Annotated in this window: 20 protein-coding genes; 13 read left to right on the plus strand and 7 right to left on the minus strand. The window is 65.8% G+C overall.

Annotated features, from left to right (window positions below; all coding sequences use genetic code 11):
• Positions 1-288: 288 nt before the first annotated feature.
• A complete protein-coding gene (locus tag ACQP1O_RS17670; protein WP_433566849.1) occupies positions 289-447 on the minus strand; it encodes a hypothetical protein in 159 nt (52 codons plus the stop codon).
• A gap of 851 nt (positions 448-1298) precedes the next feature.
• Here ACQP1O_RS17670 and ACQP1O_RS17675 point away from each other — a divergent pair.
• The 3 genes from ACQP1O_RS17675 to ACQP1O_RS17685 all read left to right on the plus strand — a co-directional run bounded on the left by ACQP1O_RS17675 (position 1299) and on the right by ACQP1O_RS17685 (position 2672).
• Complete coding sequence (locus ACQP1O_RS17675) at positions 1299-1613, plus strand: hypothetical protein (RefSeq protein WP_433566850.1); 315 nt, start codon at positions 1299-1301, stop codon at positions 1611-1613.
• 391 nt (positions 1614-2004) lie between these two features.
• Positions 2005-2259 carry a FitA-like ribbon-helix-helix domain-containing protein gene (locus ACQP1O_RS17680; RefSeq protein WP_433566851.1) on the plus strand — a complete coding sequence of 85 codons (255 nt, stop codon included), beginning with the start codon at positions 2005-2007 and terminating at the stop codon, positions 2257-2259.
• Positions 2256-2672: a type II toxin-antitoxin system VapC family toxin gene (locus tag ACQP1O_RS17685; RefSeq protein WP_433566852.1), complete on the plus strand. Its 417-nt coding sequence runs from the start codon at positions 2256-2258 to the stop codon at positions 2670-2672. Before ACQP1O_RS17680 ends, ACQP1O_RS17685 begins: the two co-directional genes overlap by 4 nt.
• A gap of 80 nt (positions 2673-2752) precedes the next feature.
• Here ACQP1O_RS17685 and ACQP1O_RS17690 read toward each other — a convergent pair whose 3' ends face one another.
• Positions 2753-2902, minus strand: coding sequence for a hypothetical protein (locus tag ACQP1O_RS17690; RefSeq protein WP_433566853.1), 150 nt, complete (start codon positions 2900-2902; stop codon positions 2753-2755).
• Between the two features lie 314 nt (positions 2903-3216).
• Between ACQP1O_RS17690 and ACQP1O_RS17695 the strand changes: the two genes are divergently transcribed.
• Both ACQP1O_RS17695 and ACQP1O_RS17700 read left to right on the plus strand, forming a co-directional pair.
• Positions 3217-3534 (plus strand): hypothetical protein, encoded by a 318-nt coding sequence (locus ACQP1O_RS17695; protein WP_433566854.1) that lies wholly within the window; start codon positions 3217-3219, stop codon positions 3532-3534.
• On the plus strand, positions 3531-4313 hold the full coding sequence (locus ACQP1O_RS17700) for a tyrosine-type recombinase/integrase (protein ID WP_433566855.1): 783 nt from the start codon (positions 3531-3533) through the stop codon (positions 4311-4313). Before ACQP1O_RS17695 ends, ACQP1O_RS17700 begins: the two co-directional genes overlap by 4 nt.
• Before the next feature lie 181 nt (positions 4314-4494).
• Here the strand turns inward: ACQP1O_RS17700 and ACQP1O_RS17705 are convergent, their stop codons facing one another.
• On the minus strand, positions 4495-5436 hold the full coding sequence (locus tag ACQP1O_RS17705) for an IS110 family transposase (protein ID WP_433566856.1): 942 nt from the start codon (positions 5434-5436) through the stop codon (positions 4495-4497).
• Between the two features lie 90 nt (positions 5437-5526).
• On the opposite strand from ACQP1O_RS17705, the gene ACQP1O_RS17710 reads away from it, so the two are divergent.
• From ACQP1O_RS17710 to ACQP1O_RS17730, 5 genes are all read left to right on the plus strand, one after another.
• Positions 5527-7413: a prolyl oligopeptidase family serine peptidase gene (locus ACQP1O_RS17710; RefSeq protein WP_433566857.1), complete on the plus strand. Its 1887-nt coding sequence runs from the start codon at positions 5527-5529 to the stop codon at positions 7411-7413.
• A gap of 753 nt (positions 7414-8166) precedes the next feature.
• The gene (gene ald / locus ACQP1O_RS17715) at positions 8167-9273 is read left to right on the plus strand and encodes an alanine dehydrogenase (protein WP_433566858.1); all 1107 of its coding nucleotides are present in this window, start codon (positions 8167-8169) and stop codon (positions 9271-9273) included.
• A 32-nt stretch (positions 9274-9305) separates the two neighbouring features.
• The gene (locus tag ACQP1O_RS17720) at positions 9306-10754 is read left to right on the plus strand and encodes an amino acid permease (RefSeq protein ID WP_433566859.1); all 1449 of its coding nucleotides are present in this window, start codon (positions 9306-9308) and stop codon (positions 10752-10754) included.
• Positions 10751-11887, plus strand: coding sequence for an alanine racemase (alr, locus tag ACQP1O_RS17725; RefSeq protein WP_433566860.1), 1137 nt, complete (start codon positions 10751-10753; stop codon positions 11885-11887). Before ACQP1O_RS17720 ends, alr begins: the two co-directional genes overlap by 4 nt.
• Positions 11888-12456: 569 nt before the next feature.
• The gene (locus tag ACQP1O_RS17730; RefSeq protein WP_433566861.1) at positions 12457-12927 is read left to right on the plus strand and encodes an aminoacyl-tRNA deacylase; all 471 of its coding nucleotides are present in this window, start codon (positions 12457-12459) and stop codon (positions 12925-12927) included.
• Here ACQP1O_RS17730 and ACQP1O_RS17735 read toward each other — a convergent pair.
• The 3 genes from ACQP1O_RS17735 to ACQP1O_RS17745 all read right to left on the minus strand — a co-directional run bounded on the left by ACQP1O_RS17735 (position 12924) and on the right by ACQP1O_RS17745 (position 15295).
• The gene (locus ACQP1O_RS17735) at positions 12924-13202 is read right to left on the minus strand and encodes a hypothetical protein (protein WP_433566862.1); all 279 of its coding nucleotides are present in this window, start codon (positions 13200-13202) and stop codon (positions 12924-12926) included. The genes ACQP1O_RS17730 and ACQP1O_RS17735 overlap by 4 nt on opposite strands.
• Before the next feature lie 237 nt (positions 13203-13439).
• Positions 13440-14021, minus strand: coding sequence for a GNAT family N-acetyltransferase (locus ACQP1O_RS17740; RefSeq protein WP_433566863.1), 582 nt, complete (start codon positions 14019-14021; stop codon positions 13440-13442).
• Positions 14018-15295 carry a helix-turn-helix domain-containing protein gene (locus ACQP1O_RS17745; RefSeq protein ID WP_433566864.1) on the minus strand — a complete coding sequence of 426 codons (1278 nt, stop codon included), beginning with the start codon at positions 15293-15295 and terminating at the stop codon, positions 14018-14020. The genes ACQP1O_RS17740 and ACQP1O_RS17745 overlap by 4 nt, the downstream gene beginning before the upstream one ends.
• A 217-nt stretch (positions 15296-15512) precedes the next feature.
• Here ACQP1O_RS17745 and ACQP1O_RS17750 point away from each other — a divergent pair, with 217 nt between their 5' ends.
• From ACQP1O_RS17750 to ACQP1O_RS17760, 3 genes are all read left to right on the plus strand, one after another.
• Positions 15513-16019: a hypothetical protein gene (locus ACQP1O_RS17750; RefSeq protein ID WP_433566865.1), complete on the plus strand. Its 507-nt coding sequence runs from the start codon at positions 15513-15515 to the stop codon at positions 16017-16019.
• A gap of 138 nt (positions 16020-16157) precedes the next feature.
• Positions 16158-16334 carry a hypothetical protein gene (locus ACQP1O_RS17755; protein WP_433566866.1) on the plus strand — a complete coding sequence of 59 codons (177 nt, stop codon included), beginning with the start codon at positions 16158-16160 and terminating at the stop codon, positions 16332-16334.
• 335 nt (positions 16335-16669) lie between these two features.
• Positions 16670-17059 carry a relaxase domain-containing protein gene (locus tag ACQP1O_RS17760; RefSeq protein ID WP_433566867.1) on the plus strand — a complete coding sequence of 130 codons (390 nt, stop codon included), beginning with the start codon at positions 16670-16672 and terminating at the stop codon, positions 17057-17059.
• On the opposite strand, the gene ACQP1O_RS17765 is transcribed toward ACQP1O_RS17760, so the two are convergent.
• Positions 17024-18148 carry a DUF4192 domain-containing protein gene (locus ACQP1O_RS17765; protein ID WP_433566868.1) on the minus strand — a complete coding sequence of 375 codons (1125 nt, stop codon included), beginning with the start codon at positions 18146-18148 and terminating at the stop codon, positions 17024-17026. The genes ACQP1O_RS17760 and ACQP1O_RS17765 overlap by 36 nt on opposite strands.
• Positions 18149-18193: the final 45 nt, after the last annotated feature.

Raw genomic sequence — 18193 nt, forward strand, 5'->3', positions numbered from 1 at the left:
TTCGGGGCACTGTTCCGGCTGAAGGTCCCCCGAAACCTGAACGACCAGCGCACGGACTTGCGCACCGCATCCGCCAGCCAGGTCGCGTCGGGTGAACGCACTCTTCTGCCGCATACCGCGCTGACCGAACCGGCCAACGCGGGGCGCTGGCGCCCGGAACCTGGTGCGGTGCAGAACGTCCGCTATTGCCGAGTTGAGGGCATCGCGGCGTGCTTGCAGTGTTGGCGGGCTTGTGCTGGGTCGTGAACCCGAACTGGCGTTCCAGCCGCATGGTGGAGGCCGTAGTCGTCACGCTTTGGCTTCGAGAGCGGGAGCGAGAGTGTCGATGATCCGGTCTGCGTAGGCGGGGTTGATCGGGTCGCCGCTGATGAGGAGTCGGTAGTACAGGGCGCCGATGCCGTCGCGGGGATTCGCGTCAAACTCGACCATCAGCTCACGCAACTGCACGACCAGGAGGATCGCCGGCCGTGCAACAGCTTGACACCGCGCGCTTGACCAGACTGATCTTCCGTTCGGATCGTCGCGGCGTCGCATAAACGATCTCCGATCGAACCCCACACTCTCCCAATGTGTCTCGCAACAGCGATACTTCCGTGAGGGTTGCGCCGCTGCGCAGCGAGCGGTACGGCCGTCGTGAGCGGCCCACCGAAGTCGGGGCACCACAGCCCCGTACGAGTCGCGCACAATGATATTGGTGGTGGGTGGGGACTCAACGACAGCGGTCCCTGCCGCCACGAGGATTCGTCGCGAAGGAATCACCTATGTTCAGGAAGTCCGGCATCTACGCCGATCCGCCAGTGGAACTGACCACGGGGCAGATGCGGTCTGCGCTCGCAGGTGCCCGGCGGGCCGCTCGCGAATCCCGCCGGTCACTGCGCACAGCCGGCGGCCAGTACCGGCGCTACCGGCGGGGTGCGGGCACGACTTATCTGGATTGGCCACGCTGGCACAGGGAGTACCTGCGCGAATACCGACGGGGATCGGATTGGGTCCGGCCCGACAACCCTGCCGGCGTGACAGGAGCGGCCGGCAGCGGGGCGTTCTTGTAGCCCCTGATGCGGGGAGCGGAGCCGGTGATCCAAGGCTGAGCCAACCACACTGCGCGGCTTCCATCGCCAGCAGGCTGACACGGGCTGACCCCGCGCTGACCGAACCGACCAGCGCTGTCCAGACCGGCTGCAGCCCAGGGCATCCGCTCATGGCCGCATACCGCGCGGTTCGACACGGCTGGTCCGCGGGCCCGCCGAGACCTCGGTCGGTATCGTCGAGGCCACGGATGTAGTGGGGTGGTTATGCCGTTGGTGTGGCTGGTCGTTGGGATCGTCGTGTTCGGCGTCGTGTTGGATCGTCTCGGCGTGTGGGCCGAGGAGCGTGGCTGGATCTACTGGCGACGCAGATCGGGCTCCGCCGCGGCTGCCGGTCTGGTGGGAGACATGCAGGCGCTGGTTTCGCCTTCGAGCCAGCACACGCGGCAGGAGCTTCGCAGCCGCCAACTTCGCGGCGAACAGCTTGGATCCGCGGACCATCCCCTCGGAGTAGACCTTGCACGCGGCATCGCGCACCTCTCGCCGACGAATCATGAGATGGGCCAGCCGAACCCGCCTTCGGCATGATCGAGGCTTGCGCTGCGCGAGGCCCAGTGCTGCGCGCGGCGCGTATCCGCTAGTGCCTCCGCTGACCGAACCGGCCAGTGCGCCCCTCTTGATGCATGTGGGGCTGTCGTTTTGGGGTAGACCTCAGATGCTCACCTGATCCCTGTGCAGGACGCCATCGCTGCTGGGTGCAGCCATTGTCGTTGTTTTCGCGCGATTACTACCGCGACCCCGGAACGACGGCAGCATAGGGCGGGTAGCGCCCCTATTGCCCATATGGCTGACCGCCTGTAAGCGTCCTTGTAGGCGGTCAGCACGAGGGAGTGATATCGGATAGAATGAATTGCCATCAACGATGACTTAGCACTCCGCTGTGACATCATCGATGGCGGATGAGAGGAGATGATACCGGATGAAGAACGTGACGATCCGAAATCTGAGCGACGAAGTACACCGCGCGATCCGCCAGCGCGCGGCCGCGCACGAGCGAAGCATCGAGGCCGAGATGCGCGCCATCCTCACCGACGCCGTGCAACCGCCCGAACGGATCAAGCTCGGCACGCGGCTGGCCGAGATCTGGGCGGCGGACCCGTTGACCGAGGAGGAACACGCCTTGCTCAACAACCGCGACCGCACCCCGCACGAACCCATGGAGTTCCCCGAGTGATCATCCTGGACACCAACGTCATCAGCGAACCCATGGGCAGCGCCCCGAACCCGCAGGTGCTCGCCTGGTTCGACGCCCAGAGCTTCGAAACCCTCTACCTGACCGCCGTCACCGTCGGCGAGCTGCGCTACGGCCTGTCCATCCTGCCCGCCGGCCGCCGCCGCGACCTGCTGACCGCACGACTCGAGAAAGACACACTGCCACTGTTCGACGGGCGCATCCTGCCGTATGACCTCGAGACCACTGCGGAATACGCACGCCTGATGTCCGCCGCCCGCGCCACCGGATCGGCCATCGCCACCGCCGACGGCATGATTGCCGCCACCGCGGCCGCCGCAGGCTTCACCGTCGCCACCCGCGACACCTCACCGTTCGAGGCAGCCGGAGTACCCACTATCGACCCGTGGCAATAGCCCACGGCCGCAAGAGCTTTCATGCGAGATGAACGATGCTAGGGGCGGGCGGCATGCCCTGCCGCCCGCCGGGCATCTGTCTACTCGTCGCCCTCATTTCGTTTGGCGGCTTCCTCCGCCCTATCGGCGAATCCGCTTGTAGCGGTGGGGCTGTCGGGATCACGCTCGGCTCCATCCGTGATCCGTTCGGCCGCCTCGCGATCCATCGGTGTACCGCTTCCCTTGCCCATGGTCGTACCTTCCTGATTGCGGCGGTCGGGCATCAAACCCTGACGGCCGGAACCCCGGCCGCCTGTACGGATGATGGGTTGTGACCGGCCGCCTCACGTTCCGGCTCCCGGCGTCGGCACAGCCTGACGCGAGCCTGAAGCAGTTACGGCGCGTTGTGCCCAGGTCCGCCCACACGGCGGCCATCCCAAAGGGAGGAACTACTTACTGGCGTCCGGCCGTGACCACGCCCTCGCCAGCTCCCGGCATGCGTTGCGCAACATCGCTCATCATCGCACGTGAGGTTCGTGTCGGTGCCGGTCTCTACGATCCGGGCGTGACCGATATCGTTCCGGCCCGGGCGCGCGGGCTGGCGGATCTCGCGCTGGCGGATCGGCTGGCAGCGCTGGACGCGGCGGCCGCCGAGTATGACCGCCCGATCCGGAACACCGAGCAGGCGTACCGCGCCGACTGGCGCGCGTGGCTGCGATTCCTCGAGGATCTGAATTCCACTCTGGCCGAGAAAGATCCGCACGGCTCGCCAGTGCCGCCGACCGTCACGAACATGGGCGTATTCGTTGCGTTCATGGCCTGGCACGAGCGCCGCGAGCTGGCCCGGCCATCGCAGAACGCCGCCTCTACGGCGTCATCATGACCCTGCGCCAGCACTGCGGCATCGAGGTACCCAAGCAGACCATCAGCGCCGCCCGTCAGACGCTCACCAACTACCGCCGCGAGCTGGCCGAGGCCAACACGCCACGCGGCCGAGGGCAGGCCCCGGCGGCAACCGTGGCGGACCTGCGGCGGATCTGCGCGGCACTGCCGCCGAACCTGGCCGGGCACCGAGACCGCGCAATCGTGCTGCTCGGATTTGCCATCGCCGCACGCCGGTCCAATCTCGCCGCCCTGGACGTAACCGATGTAGTCGAGCACGCCGAGGGCCTGGCCGTCACCATCCGCTACGGCAAGACTGGAGCGCGCGAGGCCGCCGTAGACCGAGGAACCAACCCCGGAACCTGCCCGGTTCGTGCAGTGCGGACCTGGATCGAGGCCGCCGGCCTTTCCGACAAATCGCTGTTCCGGCCTATCGACCGACACGGCAACCTCAGCGACGCGCGGATGTCACCGCGGGCATGTGGCGAGGTGGTCACCCGCGCAGCGGAAGCCGCCGGAGTCCCGTACTGCACCGGCCACAGCTTGCGCGCCGGACTGGCAACCGAGGCCCGCAAAAGCAGGCCACGACGTGAAAACCATTGCCGACCAAGGCGGTTGGAACCCGACCAGCGCCGAGCTGTACAAGTACCTGCGCATCGTGGACAGGTGGGCCGACAACGCAACCAAGGGCATCGGGTTGACCCGTCCGCTTGCGCGGGCGGCCGGGGGCGACCTGGGGTCGCCGTAGTATCGGCCGATTTTCGGGCGGATATGGCGTAGTGGGCTGGTAGAGCAGAGGTTCGCGTTCGGGGGTGCGCGGTGGGGTGGTTGGTGCTTGGCTTGGCTGCCGATGAGGGTTGATCGGCGTGCTGGAGGTTGGGGTTCGTGGCGACGCGGGTGTTCGCGGACGAGGAGTTGGCCCGTGAGGGATAGCCGTGCGAGAAGTAGGCTCCCCTTTATGTCAAGAGGCGGTTTGTAGTTGGTTAGGCTGGGTGGTGGTGAGTCCGGGTTGTGGCTTGTCCGAAGGATCGGTGTTCTGAGGTCGGGTTTCGTAGTTGGACCACGGCCATGATGTGCAGGACATGGTTGATTTTCCGGTCGAGGCCTCGAGATCGTCGATCAGCTCTGTCACCAGCCGCAGCCGGACTGTGGCCGCGGCATCGCCGGGTTCGACAGCCTCGGCCAGGGCGCGGGCCTGCATCGCGGAGGGGAACCTCTTGGCGCCACCGGGTATCAACTCCAGCAGCAGCCGGTGGATCCGGTTGAGCAGTTCGGTGCGGGAGCGACCGAGCTCGTCTCGACGATCGACCAGCAGATCCAACGCGACCAGTTCCGGATCGGCTTGTATACGACGCAGATTCGGTGACCGCAATGCTGCCAGCGCGGCAGAATGCGCATCGACCGGGTCGGTTTTGCGGCCGTTGCCGGTGGCGAACACCCGCACCTGCGCTGACAGTTTCGCGGGGACGTCGATGACGGTTTCCCCGTCGGCGACCAGCCGATGCGCCACATGCCGGCCGACACCGTTGCATCCCTCGATCGCCCACACACGCTGCGGGAATCGTTGTGCGGCGGTCAGCATTTCGTCGTATCCGGCGGTATCGGTGCCGTAACGGCCGGTAGCGAGGATCGTCGCGTTCGAGTCGATGATTTCGATGGTGGCCGAGCGTTTGTGCGGGTCCATTCCGATGATGACCGGCATCGGTATCCCTTCCAGATCGACGGACAGGTATCCGTGCGAGAAGGCACCGCTACTTCGAGCCGGAGCAGACCCCTTCCAGCCACACCCGCACGGTAACCCGGTGGGACGCAAGCCATTAGCGAGCCACACCGATACTGCTGGCGGGCAGCCGATTAGAGAGCTCCCCACCGGGTACCTGGGACCGATCCTGGCCGGGATCAAGTCCTACCACCAGTCTTAAGTAGCCGATGAGCGGATGCTGTGCCTCGCGTCGTTCGATCTCGTTTGGCTGACGGTGACTAGCCTGGGCCGGTGACCATTTCAGAGTTTCCCTTCGGATCATGGCCCACTCCCATCACCTCCGAATTCGTCGTCACGGCCGCGGTGCGGCTGGGGGAGGTGCGGGTGGACGGGACCGATATCTACTGGTCGGAGGGACGTCCCACGGAGGGTGGCCGGACTCAGATCGTGCGCCGCAATGCCGACGGGACCGTCACCGATCTGCTGCCGGAGGGTATGGACGCGCGCACAGCGGTGCACGAATACGGCGGCGCGGCGTGGTGGGTTCACGACGGCGTGCTCTGGTTCGCCAACTGGGCCGACCAGCGGCTGTACCGGCTCGCGCCCGGTGGCGGGCCGGTCCCGCTGACCCCGGTCCCCGCCGAGCCCCGCGGCCTCCGTTACGGAGACGGCGAACTCGCCCCCGACGGCACCGCCGTCGTGGCCGTCCGCGAGAGCCATCCGGCAGGTGGGCGCGGCGCGATCGATGTGCGCAACGAGATCGTGCGGCTGTTCGCGGACCGCGCGTCGCTGCCGGAGGTGCTGGTGAGCGGACCCGATTTCGTCGTCGCACCCCGGCTGAGCCCGGACGGGGGCTCACTTGCGCTGGTGTCGTGGGACCACCCGTCCATGCCGTGGGATGACACCGTCCTGCGGGTGCGTGATCTCACGACCGGCGTCGACACCGTTGTCGCCGGCGGGCCGGGAGAATCGGTACTGGAACCGCGCTGGCAGGCCGACGGGTCGTTGCTGTTCCTCTCCGACCGCACCGGGTGGTGGAATCTCTACCGCTGGACACCCGACGGCACGGTCGCACCGATGATCGAGTTGAAGGCCGAGATCGGTATGCCCGCTTGGCAATTGGGATCGGCCCGCTACGCCGTGCTCGACGACGGGAGCATCGTGTTCGCCCGGTGGAGCGACGGCTACGACGGCCTCGGAATACGCCGGCCCGATGGCTCGGTCGCCGACCTGGACCTGCCCTTCTCCGCGATCTCCGCGATCGAGCGTGCTGGTGCGGCCGCCGTCGTCATGGTGGCGGCCACTGCGGCTACCGAACTCGGTGTGTATCGCATCGAATTCGTCGACGGCACTCCACATGTCGAGACCTTGCGCCCACCGCGGGAACTGGGCCTGGACCCCGATTCGGTCTCGGTGCCCGAGCCGATCTCATTTGCCTCGGTGGACGGCACGGGCGCGCCACGGACCGGGCACGCGTTGTTCTACCCACCCGCGAGCAGCCGTTACCGCGGCCCGGCCGGGGAACTGCCGCCGCTGTTGGTCGTGATTCACGGCGGCCCGACCGGTTCCGCGGTGCCCATGCTGTCGCTGCAGGCCCAATACTGGACCAGCCGCGGATTCGCAGTCGTCGATGTCAACTACGGCGGCTCGACCGGATACGGCCGCAACTACCGTGACCTGCTCGAGGGCGCGTGGGGAGTGGTGGATGTGGCCGACTGCATCGCCGCGGCCCGCTGGCTCGGCGAGCACGGCCGGGTCGATTCGCGACGGCTCGCCATTCGCGGCGGCTCGGCAGGCGGTTACACGACGCTCGCAGCGCTGGCCCGCACCGACACCCCGTTCGCCGCCGGTGCCGATCATTTCGGAGTCGCCGACCTCGAGGCGCTCGCTGTCGAAACACACAAGTTCGAAAGTCGATACCTCGACCGGCTGGTCGGGGAATACCCAGCCCGGCGCGACATCTACCGCGAGCGGTCGCCGATCCATCACGTCGACCGGCTCCGCAAGCCCCTGATCGTGCTGCAGGGCAGCGAGGACGAAGTGGTGCCGCCCAATCAATCGGAGATGATCGTCGAGGCGCTGCGGGCGCAGCGGGTCCCGGTGGCCTTCCTGGTCTTCGAAGGCGAGCAGCATGGTTTCCGCCGCGCGGAGAACATCCGCCGCGCCCTCGACGCCTAACTGAGTTTCTACGGCCAGGTGTTCGGGTTCGAACTGCCGCCGGCCGAAGGGGTCGAGCCGGTCACCGTCGAAAACCTCGACCAGTTCCGGGGTCGGTGACCAAGCCTCCGCTTCGCCGGACCAGCCCAGCAGACACCCACACCGACGTCGCCCCCTCCCGACCGCACTGTTGTGCCGCATACCGCGCTGACCGAACCGACCAGCGCGGGGCGCTGACGGCCGGAACCTGTTGCGGTGCAGAATGTCCGCTATCGGCACTCCTCGATGGCACGACTTCGGTGTGGGTGTGCGGTTGACCTGAATCTCGGGTCCGGTCTCGCTACCGCGACCTTTCGCCGGCCTGGACCTCACGTCCGAGGTGGTAGGCGATCTCGTACTCGCCCTTGGGATTCGGAGTCGGCGAACGCCGCGCCGATGGCCTGGTCACGATGGCGACGCCGCCGACAACACCCAGCCCGGCTGTCCCACTACCGACGCCGCGGCCACCCACTCACCTGAATCTCGTTGCAGTACTGCCAATCGTCGCAGGTCACCTCGGTGGACCTCCCGACTGCCGAAGATGCTTCGGAATCGACACAGCTCCAGACCGTGGAGCGAATATTCAACTGACATACTTATCGATTTTGAGAATTATATTCGTAAATATTGCGCATTTTCCTAATCTTCTTCCATACTCGACGCCGTCGGTGGCCCACGTCACAGTGCCCCGGTTCACCCAATCCACAGGTCGAGTGCAGAGGTTCAGGAGCTGTTTTGAGGATCGGAATTCCCCGAGAGATCAAGAATCACGAGTACCGGGTGTCCTGCACGCCCGCGGGGGTACACGAGCTGACTTCGCGAGGACACGAGGTGTTCATCGAGTCGGGGGCAGGTGCCGGCTCGGCGTTCGGTGACTCGGCATATACGTGCGCGGGAGCGCAGGTAGTGGAGTCGGCCGACGAGGTGTGGGCGGCGGCCGATCTGGTGCTGAAGGTGAAAGAGCCTGTAGCGCAGGAGTATTCGCGTATGCGGCAAGGACAGTTGCTGTTCACGTACTTGCATCTGGCCGCGTCGCGGGAATGCACGGACGCGATGCTGGCTTCGGGGATCACCTCGATCGCCTACGAGACGGTTACCGCCCGGGACGGGTCGTTGCCCTTGCTGGCGCCGATGAGCGAGGTGGCGGGACGACTCGCGCCGCAGGCCGGTGCCTATCATCTGATGCGTCAAAGCGGTGGGCGGGGTGTGTTGATGGGTGGTGTGCCGGGCACGCGCCCGGCGAAGGTCGTCGTGATCGGCGCGGGGGTGGCCGGCCGCAATGCCATCGCGGTGGCCGATGGCATGCGCGCGGAGGTCACCGTGTTCGATGTGAATCTCGCTGCGCTGCGGGTGATCGACGACCTGTACCGAGGCCGGGTTCGCACGGTCGTGTCCAACACATTGGAGCTCGAAACCCGCATCCGCGAGGCCGATCTCGTGATCGGCGCGGTGTTGGTGCCGGGTGCGAGAGCGCCACGACTGATATCGAACGACCTTGTGGCACAGATGAAGCCGGGATCGGTCCTGGTCGACATCGCCATCGATCAGGGCGGCTGCTTCGCCGACTCCAACCCGACCACGCACGCCGATCCGACCTATCGGGTGCACGAGTCGGTGTTCTACTGCGTCGCCAACATGCCCGGGGCCGTACCCCACACCGCGACCATTGCGCTCACCAACGCCACGCTCCCGTACGTGGTGTCACTGGCCGAGCAGGGATGGAGCGAGGCAGTCGTCAACGATCCCGGGCTGGCCAACGGTCTGAGCACCCATCGGGGCCTCTTGTTGTCCGAATCCATCGCCGAGGCCCACGGCTACACAGCGAAGAGCCTGGTCGGCTGATCACGGCTGCGGAAAGACGGAAGGAGCTTCCCGTGACTCTCGAGGGACGAGACACCGCAGACCCCAGCGCCGCCACGCAACCGGTCGCACCCGAGGACGCCGAGGGATATTCGCGCGGGCTCAATCCGCGCACCATCCAGATGATCGCGATCGGCGGTGCGATCGGCACGGGCCTGTTCTACGGCTCAGGCGGCGCCATAGAACAGGCCGGCCCGGCGCTCATCCTGTGCTACCTGGCCGCCGGCCTGGCGATATTCGTGATCATGCGGGCGCTGGGCGAGCTGCTGACCTATCGACCGGTCGCGGGCAGCTTCGCCGAGTACGCCAACGAATTCCTCGGCCGCTTCGCAGGTTTCGTGACCGGCTGGACCTACTGGGCGGTGTGGGTGAGCACCTGCATGGCCGAAATCACCGCTGCCGGAAAGTACGTCAAATATTGGTTCGCCGTACCGGAGTGGGTGACCGCGCTGGCGGTGCTCGCCGTGCTGCTCGCGGCGAACCTCATTTCGGTGACGCTCTTCGGCGAAGGAGAGTTCTGGTTCTCGGCGATCAAGGTCACCGCCATCGTGGCCATGATCGTCATCGGCATCGGAGTACTGATCTTCGGTTTCGGTCACACCACGCAGTCGACGGTGACCAACGTGTGGGCCGACGGCGGAGTGTTCCCACACGGCTTCGGCACGTCCTTGCTGGCGCTGCAGATCGTGGTATTCGCTTACGTCGGTGTGGAATTGGTGGGTGTCACCGCCGGTGAGGCACGCGATCCGAAACGCACCCTGCGCAGGGCGATCAACACGCTGCCGCTGCGCATCGCGCTGTTCTATGTCGGCGCGCTGCTGGTGATCCTGTCGGTGGTGAGCTGGAGGCAGTTCCACGCCGGCAAGAGCCCGTTCGTGGAGGTGTTCGAGCAGATCGGCATCCCGGGCGCGGCGGGACTGATCAACTTCGTGCTGCTCACCGCCGCGTTGTCGTCCTGCAACTCGGGCATCTACTCCACCGGGCGCATGCTGCGCAGCCTGTCGCTGCGACAAGACGCCCCGGCTCAGCTTTCCGGCCTGAGTCGACGGCATGTGCCGTACGCGGGTATCGCGGCGTCGGCGGCGATGATGGTGATCGGAGTGGTGGTCAACCTCGTCTCACCGGACAAGGCATTCGGTTACATCACCTCGGTGAGCACCATCGGCATCATCTTCGTGTGGAGCATGATCCTGGTCTGCCACCTGGGATACCGGGCTCGGGTGCGGCGCGGTGAGCTAGCGGCCAGCGACTATCGGCTGCCGGGTGCACCGCTGACCAACGCGGCCGCACTGGCCTTCCTCGGACTCGTTGTCGTGCTGCTGTTCTTCAGCGCCGATGGCCGCACCGCGATCGTGGTCGGGGTGGTGTGGACGCTGCTGGTCTGCGCCGGATACCTGGTCATGGAGGAACTGCGCAAACGCAGCAGCGTCACCGAACCGAATGCGGGAGGTGCCAACCGATGACCAGTCCGCCCTGCACGACTCGCGCTCACATCGAGGCAGTCATCGACCTGGACGCGATCACCCACAACATCGATGTCCTGCGCGACCACGCGGGCGGCGCATCGGTGATGGCCGTGGTCAAAGCCGACGGCTACAACCATGGCGCCGTACCGGTGGCGCGGACCGCGCTGGCGGCGGGAGCGACAGAGCTGGGAGTCACGACAGTGGCCGAAGCACTGCAATTGCGCCACGCCGGGATCGACGCCCCGATCCTGTGCTGGCTGCACACCATCGACGCGGACTTCGATGCCGCCATCGCCGCCGACGTGGAACTGGGGGTCTCATCCCCACGCCACCTGGCGGCGGTCGTTGCCGCGACCCACCGCACCGGCACCACCGCGACCGTGTCGATCAAAGTCGACACCGGACTCAACCGCAACGGCGTCGCACCCAGCGAACTCGATCGAACACTGACCGCCACGGCACGTGCACGCACCGACGGGGCCGTCCGGCTGCGCGGGATCTTCTCCCACCTCGCCCACGCCGACCAACCGCACCACCGGACAATCGATCTGCAACGAGATCGGCTGACCGAAGCTGTCGCACAAGCCAAGCGGCACAAGCTGATTCCGGAAGTGGTGCACCTTTCCAACTCCGCGGCCACCCTCACCCGCCCGGACCTGCGATTCGACATGGTCCGTCCCGGAATCGCCACCTACGGGCTCTCACCGATTCCCCACCACGGAACATTCGGCTTACGGCCGGCAATGACACTGCGCACCCGGGTCGCGTTGGTGAAGAAACTGGCAGCGGGAGAAGGCGTCTCCTACGGGCATCAGTGGATCGCGCCTCGCGACACCACCATCGCCCTGCTCCCCATCGGATACGCCGACGGGCTACCCCGGGCATTGAGCGGACGCTTCGACGTACACCTCGGCCGACAGCGATACCCAGGCGTCGGGCGAGTATGCATGGACCAGGCGATCATCGACCTCGGACCCGACACCCAGATCCGCGAAGGGGACACCGCGATACTGTTCGGCTCACACGTGCGCGGTGAGCCGACCGCCCAGGACTGGGCAGATGCTCTCGACACCATCCACTACGAAATAGTCACCGGCATCGGTGCTCGTACCATCCGCCGATACCGATGATCAGCCGCGAAACCGTCTACAACTCCCTGCGCGCCGACACCGTCACCAACTGACCACGGCACGCCGCTGGTCGTGGCTGCGGCGGCGGTCGCGATCGGCTCCCGGCCGCCTACCTGCGCTACCAGTGCGCCGCGAATCGCTGGGTTCTGCCCGCCGCCGATCAGCACTGACCTGTTTTCAACCTTTGATACAGCACGGCCCGCGACAGGGAACCAGGCACAACGGGCCGAAACTCTCGTTTCGTCAGGGCCCAATACTCCGACATCATCGCTGGTCAAGCCATAGTCGCTGGGTCGCTCGAGGCATCCGGTCCAACAACAGTCCTATCCAGCTGAGAATGTATCCGAGCAGATACGCGCTTATGCTGGTGACGGCCGACTCCGCTTGATCGGCCTGCGCGCGAACAACCACCAACAATGCCGGGTGGACAAACCCGCCGTTGGATTGCGACCCCTCACGCGACTGACGGCGTGTCACCGAGCGAGGCGCCCAACGGGCGAGTCGAAGCCCATCGTTCGGAATGAATGCGATCGATCCTCAATCGATCCTGCGAACTCGTGAGGTGTGCCATGTCGATATCCGCTACTCTGCAGGACTGCCTGCGCCAGAAGTCCTCGCGGTACGAGATCGTTCATCATCCATACAGCCATTCGAGCCTGGAGACGGCCGCGGCCGCGCATATTCCGCGCGATCGCCTCGCGAAGACGGTCCTGCTCGAAGACGACGACGGCTACGTCGCGGCGGTGCTGTCGACGACACACGCCGTGCGGCTGTCCGACCTCTGGGAAAAGACCGGGCGCCATCTCGTGCTCGCGAAGGAAGTCGAGCTGCGCGAGCGGTTCGAAGATTGCGCTGTGGGTGCGTTGCCGCCCGTGTGCATGGCCTATGGGATGCAAACCTTCCTCGACGAGAGCCTTGCACAGCAGCCTGAGGTGTATTTCGAGGCCGGTGATCACGAGTCGCTGATCCATATGAACAGCGATGAATTTCTTGCACTGATGGAAACGGCCGAGCGGGCGAGGTTCTCGTACGAGAGTTAGGGTGTGGTTTCGTGAATGGTCAGTAGCCAACTGATTGCCTGCCGATCCACGATCCGGCCGCCATCTCCGACCGTCGACACGCCGTATACGACGCCCAACGGACGGAGCGGCGGAGGAAGCGGCGAAGCGATCGGGCCGTGAAGCAGTTCCTGCCACGGCGACTGCGGCGACACCAGCGTCGGGATCACGACGGGCTCCCGACGGGCGCCGAGGTCGAGATCGGGCTGGTCGGCACGAAAGTCGTTGGCACGTATGCCAGGCAGCGGCCCCCACACCCTCTCACCTCGACTGAATCAGAGCGGCGTCCACTCCACGAACTGATCGAACGGTTCAGCCAACCGTGTGCCCGGCAACGCTTCCCGATCAGTGATGTGGACTCCTATCGCGTTCCGGCAATCTCGGATTCACCCGGCCGATGACCGCCGAGCGACGTTGGTTGTCGGGATTGCGCCAGCTCGGCAACGCTGCGCGCCAAGCGGATGAGCACGAGCTCGACGACCGGTATCGAGCCACTACCGCGTCGGGAGCTCTCGGATCAGGGCGTCGAAAACCGGTGCGTTCGGCCAGCTGGGTTTGAGGACACCGACCTTCGACCAGCCCCAGTTGATATAGGCCCGGTATGCGCGGGCATTGTCCGGCTCGACGAGCAACGTCGCGCGCTCTTCCGGGCGAGTTCTGAGGATCTCGTCGTGCAGGGCGCGCGCGATGCCGCGGCCCGTGTACGGCTTGGCGACCATGATCTCGGAGAGGGCGAACGTGCGTAGGCCGTTCTCGGCCACGAACGCCGCGCGGTCCCCGGTGTCCAGGTGGAGATTTGTCCACCAGCGACTACTGGCGCCCAGCGGCCATCCCCAACTCTGCCCCACCGGCTCGCCATCGATCCGGCCGATGACAAGCTCGAATCCTCCTGCTTGCGGATCGGAGTAGGCATCGAACCGATCCATGAACGCGTCCGGCGCTTCGAATGGGTCGCCGGCGTCGATCGCGTCGACATAGGCGCCACGGTAGATGGCTTCAACGACATCCCGGATACCACGAGCCCGCGCAGCGGTATACCGGGTGAAGGTAAGACCCTGAATTACGTTGGCGCTCATACACCTACCTTGCTCGATACCGCGTCGAACCGCTGGCAGAACTCTTCATCGGTCGGCAGCTTGTCGGCGGCGGTACGGATCGGCTCGAGCACCGTGATCGTCCTCGGCGAGCTGAGACCCTGCTCAAGCTGGTCGAGCACCTGCACCCCTTCGGCGACCGCGGCGGCGAGATCGCCACCACCTGCCAGGATCGCGGCCTTGCGCGCTCGGTAGAACACGGCGTTCCTGCCCGCACCGCGTTCCATCGCGCTGAAAAGCTCGACGGCGGTGGCGGTGTCACCGAGCCGTTCGTATCCGCGGGCCTCGTGAAATTTGATCTCGCTGCGTGAGACGAATTGAAGCCACACCGGGCACTGCTCGATCGGCTCGTAGTCGGCGGCCTGCTCCATCTCGCGCCACGCAACCGCGATAGCGCGGACGAACCGCTCGCGGTCGCCCAGCTGAGCGTGTGCCTGGGCTTCCCGCGTCGCGACCAGTGCATGAATGCGGGCCGGGGGACGTCCGCGCAACAGGTTTCGCGCGAGGCCAGTCAGGCGCAGCGCGTACTGCGGACTGCCCTCGCCGGTCTTGGCCAGCGCGAGTGTCTCCAACGAGCGAACCATGCACGAATGGACGGTCACGTCGTCGTCTCCCGCCTGGTTGGCGACCGCGAACGCGTCGTTCGCCGATCGTCTGGCCTGAGCGAGCAGGGTCGAGTCGAAAGCCAGCCATGACGCCGCGGCCGCCAAATGGCCGACCGCCGAGAGGTAGATCGTTTCCGCTTCGGAATTGCCGAACGTCACGGTGTCGAGCACGCGCAAGGCTTGCTCGGACTGGGCCACGACGGCCCGAACGAGCGGGGCCCCGCCCACCCTTCGCGCCTCGTCCTCGATGAGATTGACATACACCGCGATACGGCGCGCGTCACCGTGTCCGATGTGCAGGGACTCTGCCATCAAGGCCCCGGCAAGCACCTTTCCAAACTCCCGGCGGTTCACGTCGACCACTTCCTCGCTCTCGAGTTCCGCGGCGCGATCCCTCGTGAGCGGTCCGGAATACAAACGGGCCAAGGCACTTTGGAACCGCTCGTGTTGCACTGGGTCGAGCCGCGCGAGCTGGCCCTCCATGTCCTCGACAGTCTTGAGCCTGGCGAGTTTTCGGCCCGCAGGAAGGTTCTCCCACTTCTGGACCGCATGGATCGTGTAGCCGAGCGTTTCAGCGAACTCCTCCTGAGTCTGCCGCAAGGCCTCGCGTAAAGCCTTGACCTCCGTGCACGTCCAATCGCCAACGATCACCTGGCCCCCTCGGCCGGTCCGCAACGCCCGTCGCCGAAGCGTACGACCGTCGTAGGGATTCCGTACATGGGTTCGCCCCGATCACTCGGCAATGCTGGAAACAGCCCCGGTGCCGGGATGGACGCTACTCCGGGAGCGTCGACCGCGCGCCCCATTCGATCGGCCGGCGGTACCTCGGCACCGGGTGCAACCCACACGACTCACCGAGGGGCCAACCGTGACAGACGCACCAGATCCAAGCCTGGACGACGGCTACCCACAGGGACTATGCGAAGCGCTCGATCGAGCACGGGCCGCCGCCAAACCAGACAAGGCCGTGATCTATATCTTCCGCCCATTGCTGACCACAAAGGCACAGCTGGACTGGGCCGAGTTCCACGCCCGCCAAAGAGCTCACACTCTGGGCCTACGAGTGTCCCATGTCCTCACGGTGGGCAAGGCCGACCAGGATCGGATGAGGACGCTGTGGCGGCTGCTCCGACAGACCGACTGCGCCGTGGTCATCACTCCCAGCCTCGCGCACATGGGCGGAAACCCCCGGCGCGTAACAGCGTTCGCCGAACTCCACACCGTCCATCCGGCCGAGTGCCATCACTGGCGCACCCGAGTCCCTCGATGCGAGTTGGACGAAGCGCTGGCGCTGGAACCACAGAACCACTCCGACGCTCGGGAGCCTGGGGAGGAGGTGATCCAGAACGACGTGACAGCTTCGAAAACTGCGTGACTTCACACAGACTCCCGGATGTCGGTCAGGCGCAGGTGCAACCGCGAGTTCACCCATCATCTGAGCCCGTATGCCCGGGAGTTTTCACGTGTGCATCGAGCATCGCACACCCGATGCGAATCCTCTCGAGGGACAGATATGACCAGCCTGCTGCTGCCGGTGGACATGCAGCGCCCGCAGTACGCGCGTGTTCACGGGAAAGACAACTATGCGCCGGACAGGCAGTTCGCGGATCTACTACTGCTGGACTGGGGGACCGGCGGCCACGTTCGATGCACCGGAATCGCGGCGGTATCTTCTGGCCACTGTCGATGACCTCGGTCCCGTTGACCACCAGGCGTAGCGGCTGACGGCCGTCCACGAGGAATCGACTCGGCAGGTAGGCCAACCTCTTCGCCTGCCCCCTGCCGAACTCCCTACCCCCTCACCGTCCATCACACTCATCCGACAAATACCCAGCACCCCACCCTCGCGAACCCGCTGCACCTCCTGCCTTCTTCTTCCACATCCCCATCCCTCATTTTTCCCTGTACCGCCAATCAGACCTCTTGCATAGAGGACAACGATTCCGCAACAACCACCGGAAATGCGCGAATTGGTAATTCCCTTAACAACTTTGGCTATCGCTTCTTCAGTAGATCGGGATTTTGATGGGATGTGTGACAGCCACGCTGCACAAAGTTCTGGCCGGCAATGGCTACCTGTACTATCTGCGGCACGTGACGGCCCACGATTCGGCCGACCGTGGCCCGGGGACGCTGTCTGACTACTACTCGGCGAGGGGCGAATCACCGCGACGCTGGGATGGCAGCGGCCTGGCCTCGCTGGGCCTGGCTGACGGTTCGGCCATGGCCCGGGTGTGCGGGCCGAAGCGTGAACTCCGTGCGTCCGCGGCGATTCGGGTGGCCGCTTCGAGTGGACCGTGTGCCGCGAGCAAGCCGTGCACGGCCGGCGCGGCGGTCAGTGCCGCCCGTGACAGCAGTGCCCGCGCCACCGAACGCTCGTCAGGATCGGTCATGATCGAAGTCCGCGGTGTGTGAATCAGGTTCTGCGGCACCGATATCGACGCGCAGTTCGGTGGCGGCCCGGATCCCGGCGCGGCAGAGTCGGTGCAGTCGCTGTGGTGGCAGGGCGTTCGACAGTGCGATGCCGAGCAGGTGCGCCATGCGGTGTTCGGGATCGCAGGACAACGCGGTGTCGAGGGCGATTCCCGCGAGTACCCCGTCACCGCGGCGGTAGGCGTGGAACGCGAACAGAGTGGCGGCCTCGGCGCGGTCCGTGTCGGGTAGCGCGCGGGTCAGGATCGACCACAGGTGTTCGGCACGCGCGGCGTACTCGCCGGCGGCGACCCCGAACATGACATCGCGCACCGCGGTGTCACGCAGGGCGACAGCGACGTCCGCCAACGCGCGGGGTGCGGGTGTCTCGAGGATGGAGACGTGTTTGATGACGTGCATCACCTGCCACAACGCTTGCCGGGTGTAGGCGTCCGGATCGCCGATACGCGCGGTTCGGGCCAACCGGCGATGTGCGTCGGCGGCGGCCTCCGGTAGCGCTGCGGTGACGTGATCGCGCAGTGCCACATCGATCTCGACCAGTGCGGTGAGTTCGGTGCGGGTGTGGTGGATCTGCCGACCGGTACCGATGAGTTCGGCGGCGACGAGTGAGGCGGCCGGGTCGGGCAGGTGCCCGTGGTGCTCGGGTGCGAGCTCGTCCCACCATTGCGCGTTCGTGGCAATGGATCCCACACCCCAGGCCCCCGCCAGAGTCAGGCCCTTCGATTCCAAGTTCTGTCGTAACGCATCGAGTGCCGAGCGCCACCGCTCATCGATGGGGGAGGCTTCGGTGGGGCGAGATACCCGGTCGTCGATCAGGATCGCCAGCACGGCGAAGGCTTCCGCGCACAAGCATGCGCGGATCGCGGATTGTCCGATCTGGTTGTCCGAGAGTCGGATCTGCTGCAGCGGTGATTCCGTGCGGATGACGGCGTGCACCGATGCTGCTCCAGCGTCGGGGGTGTCGTGGCTGAGGAAGAGCAGGACCAGTGACCGGGTCGGTGTGAAGCCGAGCAGGGCGGGCACGGCGGCAATGAGGTCCCCGGGGTCGCTGATGGACACAGGCAACGGCATGGCAGGAACTCCTCCAGAGGGGTTGAGAGCGGATCGGGTGGCCGA

Source organism: Nocardia sp. CA-151230 (genome assembly GCF_050942175.1).
In the GTDB taxonomy this organism is placed as follows: domain Bacteria; phylum Actinomycetota; class Actinomycetes; order Mycobacteriales; family Mycobacteriaceae; genus Nocardia.

Coding starts and splice junctions, on each gene's coding strand:
- ACQP1O_RS17740 (WP_433566863.1), bottom strand. CDS start 14,021: ATGAGCGCCAACGTAATTCAGGGTCTTACCTTCACCCGGTATACCGCT.
- ACQP1O_RS17730 (WP_433566861.1), top strand. CDS start 12,457: ATGTCGATATCCGCTACTCTGCAGGACTGCCTGCGCCAGAAGTCCTCG.
- ACQP1O_RS17700 (WP_433566855.1), top strand. CDS start 3,531: ATGACCCTGCGCCAGCACTGCGGCATCGAGGTACCCAAGCAGACCATC.
- ACQP1O_RS17760 (WP_433566867.1), top strand. CDS start 16,670: ATGGGATGTGTGACAGCCACGCTGCACAAAGTTCTGGCCGGCAATGGC.
- ACQP1O_RS17755 (WP_433566866.1), top strand. CDS start 16,158: ATGACCAGCCTGCTGCTGCCGGTGGACATGCAGCGCCCGCAGTACGCG.
- ACQP1O_RS17690 (WP_433566853.1), bottom strand. CDS start 2,902: ATGGGCAAGGGAAGCGGTACACCGATGGATCGCGAGGCGGCCGAACGG.
- ACQP1O_RS17765 (WP_433566868.1), bottom strand. CDS start 18,148: ATGCCGTTGCCTGTGTCCATCAGCGACCCCGGGGACCTCATTGCCGCC.
- ACQP1O_RS17680 (WP_433566851.1), top strand. CDS start 2,005: ATGAAGAACGTGACGATCCGAAATCTGAGCGACGAAGTACACCGCGCG.
- alr (WP_433566860.1), top strand. CDS start 10,751: ATGACCAGTCCGCCCTGCACGACTCGCGCTCACATCGAGGCAGTCATC.